The sequence below is a fragment of the Massilia sp. CT11-108 genome (assembly GCF_047302915.1).
In the GTDB taxonomy this organism is placed as follows: Bacteria; Pseudomonadota; Gammaproteobacteria; order Burkholderiales; family Burkholderiaceae_D; genus Telluria; species Telluria orientalis.
Genome location: NZ_JBKYMO010000493.1, coordinates 1 through 4,012, shown reverse-complemented (window position 1 = coordinate 4,012; position 4,012 = coordinate 1). Strand labels below are relative to the sequence as shown.

Annotated in this window: 4 protein-coding genes, 2 pseudogenes and 2 riboswitches; of the genes and pseudogenes, 4 read left to right on the top strand and 2 right to left on the bottom strand. The window is 64.2% G+C overall.

Annotated elements, in window-relative coordinates:
- Positions 1 to 303, bottom strand: a pseudogene (locus ACEN88_RS26055) (hypothetical protein); the annotation flags it as partial.
- A gap of 318 nt (positions 304 to 621) precedes the next feature.
- Between ACEN88_RS26055 and ACEN88_RS26050 the strand changes: the two are divergent.
- Complete coding sequence (locus tag ACEN88_RS26050) at positions 622 to 840, top strand: hypothetical protein (RefSeq protein ID WP_413344334.1); 219 nt, start codon at positions 622 to 624, stop codon at positions 838 to 840.
- Between the two features lie 65 nt (positions 841 to 905).
- Here the strand turns inward: ACEN88_RS26050 and ACEN88_RS26045 are convergent, their stop codons facing one another.
- The gene (locus ACEN88_RS26045; RefSeq protein ID WP_413344332.1) at positions 906 to 1,463 is read right to left on the bottom strand and encodes an ATP-dependent Clp protease proteolytic subunit; all 558 of its coding nucleotides are present in this window, start codon (positions 1,461 to 1,463) and stop codon (positions 906 to 908) included.
- A 133-nt stretch (positions 1,464 to 1,596) separates the two neighbouring features.
- Positions 1,597 to 1,682: riboswitch (glycine riboswitch) on the top strand.
- Between the two features lie 16 nt (positions 1,683 to 1,698).
- Positions 1,699 to 1,796, top strand: a riboswitch (glycine riboswitch).
- Positions 1,797 to 1,848: 52 nt separating this feature from the next.
- On the opposite strand from ACEN88_RS26045, the gene gcvT reads away from it, so the two are divergent.
- From gcvT to ACEN88_RS26030, 3 genes and pseudogenes are all read left to right on the top strand, one after another.
- Positions 1,849 to 2,973, top strand: a complete 1,125-nt coding sequence (gcvT, locus tag ACEN88_RS26040) for a glycine cleavage system aminomethyltransferase GcvT (RefSeq protein ID WP_413344330.1) — start codon at positions 1,849 to 1,851, stop codon at positions 2,971 to 2,973.
- A gap of 50 nt (positions 2,974 to 3,023) precedes the next feature.
- Positions 3,024 to 3,404: a glycine cleavage system protein GcvH gene (gcvH, locus tag ACEN88_RS26035; RefSeq protein WP_036228522.1), complete on the top strand. Its 381-nt coding sequence runs from the start codon at positions 3,024 to 3,026 to the stop codon at positions 3,402 to 3,404.
- 134 nt (positions 3,405 to 3,538) lie between these two features.
- Positions 3,539 to 4,012, top strand: a pseudogene (locus tag ACEN88_RS26030) (glycine dehydrogenase (aminomethyl-transferring)); the annotation flags it as partial.

Sequence of the window (4,012 nt, the reverse complement as noted above, 5' to 3'; positions counted from 1 at the left end):
GGGGGGGCGCGCGGGGCCCCCCCCCCCCCCCCCCCCCGCCAGGGCGGTCGCGCCGGATGCCAGGTGGAAGAAGGCGTATGCATTGTCCTTCAGCAGGCGGGCCGCCTTCACGCGCCGCTGGACGTCCTGCGGGTCGCCATTGTGACGGGTCAGGTCGCCCAGTGCCGCGGCCATGCGGGCCGTCATCGCCGCCAGTTGCTCCTTGACCCAGGTGTCTGCGATACCGGCGAGCGCATCCAGCGTCGCCTGCTGCGACGACGCGGCCTTGCGGGCGGCCGGGGTCTGGACGGGGCTGGAAGACATGGTTCTTCTATTGTGGCACATAATTTCCAAGTGGCAATTAAAATCGATCGGCCAGCGCCACGTTCAGGAAAATGCTTATGCTATTGAAGAGACCATCGAACGACCAAAAACGCTATGCTGCGTCGCAAGACACGATTGCCGGCGAATAAGAATATGCAAAATACGTGTTAGCGAAGAAAATTATTGCTAGCGTAATGCCTGTAGTCCTACAAGTGGTCAAGAGGTGATCCGATACCCGTTCAATTGTCGCGCTCGCATCATTGCAATACCGAAATCGCTTCGGTAAGCAGGACATCTCCACTATCGAAAGGAATGATCATGGCTTCGAACAAGAATTCTTCGCGCTCGGGTAACCAGGGCGGCTCCCACGAACAACACGTCAAGGCTGGTCAGCAAAGCCACAAGAACGACGGCAACAAGCAGTCGGGCTCCGGTTCGGGCTCGCGTTCGGGCGGCTCGGGCGGCACCCGCGGCGGCACCCCGGAGCAGCATGCCGAGGCTGGCCGTCAAAGCCACAAGAACGACAGCAAGCGCTGATTGCAGCGCTTTCCGGAAGGTCGAAAGAGCCTGGCGCGGGACGACCGCGACAGGCTCTTTGTTCATCAGATGTTGCGCAGGTACGAGCCCTTGGGCGGCGCGAAATCGCGCACCTCGTCGATCATGCCCGCCGCCTTGGCGTCGCGCGCGTTCAGGTGCAGGTCGCCGTACTGGTGGATGCCCCACTGTTCGGGCGTCAGCTCGATGTGCTTGCGCAGGATGGATTCCGTGCGCGCATCGTCGGCGCGCAGGCCCTCGACGATGATGTTCAGCGCATCCGGACGCGAGCCGGGCGAAGCTGTCGCATGCGACTTGTGGATCATGAAGCGCGCTGTCTCGCTCGCATAGCGCTGCTGGCCCGACAGGAACAGGATCACCGCGATCGACGCGACAGCGCCGCCGTTGTACATGACGCAATTGACGGGGGCATTGGCCAGGAAGTTGTACAGGCACAGGCCGTCGCTGACATAGCCCCCGTTCGACTGCAGGAGGATGTGCGCCGTCTCGATGCCGTCGTCGTTCATGCCGGCCACCGCCTCGAAGACACGATGCACCATGTCGCTGTTCACGTCGCCGGACAGGGTGAACCACCCTACTTTCTGTTTTCCAGGATCTTCGCTCATAGTGGGTCTCTTCCGTCAGAAAGGTCGTAGAGCAAGTGTAACAAAACACGTCCGCATGTCCGTGGTGCCTCATGGCAATCGTGTGAGCCCTCCCCGGCCGATTGACTTCCCGTCACCACTGACATAGACTTCGCAGTCTTGACCGGGAGAGCGCAGCGCAGGCTGCCGCCGAAGGGGCATTACCCAAAAACTCTCAGGCAACCGGACCGGTCAGGGGCTGCTGCGCAACGCGCAGTGGACCAACTCTGGAGAGCGGCCTTCACAGGCCCACCGAAGGGGCAGGCGACAACACCTTGTCGCTATCTCTCAGGTACCGAGGACAGAGGGGTGCGAGAGCATGCGGGCATCCGCGTGCGCGAACCCATTTTCTGCCGAGGAACGATCCATGACGCTCAAAGCGACCCCGCTCAATTCCGTACACCGTGCCGCCGGCGCCAAGATGGTCGACTTCGGCGGCTGGGACATGCCCGTCAACTACGGCTCCCAGATCGAAGAACACAATGCCGTGCGCGGCGATGCCGGCATGTTCGACGTGTCGCACATGTGCGTGGTCGACCTGAAAGGCGCGAACGTGCGCGCCTTCCTGCGCGGCCTGCTGGCCAACAACGTCGACAAGCTGCAGGCACCGGGCAAGGCCCTGTACTCGTGCATGCTGAACCCGCAGGGCGGCGTCATCGACGACCTGATCGTCTACTACTTCGCCGAAGACTGGTTCCGCCTCGTCGTCAACGCCGGCACGGCCGAGAAGGACGTCGCCTGGATCAGCCAGCAGAACGACGCCACCAATAGCGGCCTGACGATCACCCCGCGCCGCGCCGACCTGAGCGCCGACGGCATCGCCCTCGTCGCCGTGCAGGGCCCGAACGCCCGCGCGAAAACGTGGCAGGTCGTGCCGCAGACGCAGGCCCCGTCGGAAGGCCTGAAGCCGTTCAACGCCGTGATCGTGCACGACACCCCGTTCGGCGAACTGATGGTCGCGCGCACCGGCTACACGGGCGAAGACGGTTTCGAGATCGGCGTGCCGGCCAGCCAGGTCGAGGCGCTGTGGAACGCCCTCGCCGCCGCCGGCGTCAAGCCGGCCGGCCTCGGCGCGCGCGACACGCTGCGCCTGGAAGCGGGCATGAATCTGTACGGCCAGGACATGGACGACAACGTCTCGCCGCTGGACGCCGGCCTCGCCTGGACCGTCGACCTCAACGCCGAGCGCGACTTCATCGGCAAATCCGCCCTGCGGAAAAACGGCCAGACGCAGCAATTCGTCGGCCTGATCCTGCGCGAAAAAGGCGGCATCCTGCGCGCCCACCAGAAAGTCGTGGCCGCATCCGGCAATGCCGGCGAAATCACGAGCGGCACGTTCAGCCCGTCGATGCAGCAGGCGATCGCGCTCGCGCGCGTGCCGGTCGACGTCGCGATCGGCGACACGGTCCACGTGGAAATCCGCGACAAGAAACTGGCGGCATCCGTCGTCAAACTGCCGTTCGTGCGTAACGGCAAGATCCTCGCTTCCTGAACAAACAACACTATACTTACCGCACCATCCATCACTACGGAGTTACGCACATGAACATCCCAGCCGACCTGAAGTACACCGAGTCCCACGAGTGGGTCCGCCAGGAGGCCGACGGCACCCTGACCGTGGGCATCACCGAATACGCGCAGGACGCCCTGGGCGACATCGTGTTCGTCGAACTGCCGCAGGTCGGCAAGGCCTTCACCGCCGGCGATGACGCCGCCGTCGTCGAGTCCGTCAAGGCGGCCAGCGACATCTACGCCCCGGTCTCGGGCACCGTCACCGCGGTGAACCAGGCCACGGCCGACGCGCCGGACTCGATCAACGCGAACGCCTACGATGCGTGGCTGTTCAAGCTGCAGCCGTCGGATCCGGCCGCCGTCAATGGCCTGCTGGATGCGGCTGCTTACGGCAAGGCCACCGAAGGCTGATTTGATTGACCGTCATTCCCGCGGAGGCGGGAATCCAAGTTCGAGCTGCCGCGCACGCTGAACTTGGGCCCCCGCCTGCGCGGGGGCGACGGAGTGGTACCTCACGCGCCGATTCTTTCATTTCGTCTCCCATCATGACCCGCACCAGCCTGACCCAACTCGAAGCACGCGATGGCTTCATCCCGCGCCACATCGGCCCGTCCGCATCCGAACAGGCGGCCATGCTGTCCGTCCTCGGCTACGCCTCGCGTGCCGAGCTGATCGACGCCGTCGTTCCCGCCAACATCCGCCGCAAGGACAAGCTGGACCTGGGCCAGTTCTTCGAGCCGCTGCCCGAGCAGGCCGCACTCGCGAAGCTGAAAGGCATCGCGGCGCAGAACAAGGTCATGAAGTCGCTGATCGGCCAGGGCTACTACGGCACCCACACGCCGCCCGTCATCCTGCGCAACATCTTCGAAAACCCGGCCTGGTACACCGCGTACACGCCATACCAGCCGGAGATCTCGCAGGGCCGCCTGGAAGCCATCCTGAACTTCCAGCAGGTCATCACCGACCTGACCGGCATGGGCATCGCCAACGCGTCGATGCTGGACGAAGGCACGGCCGCG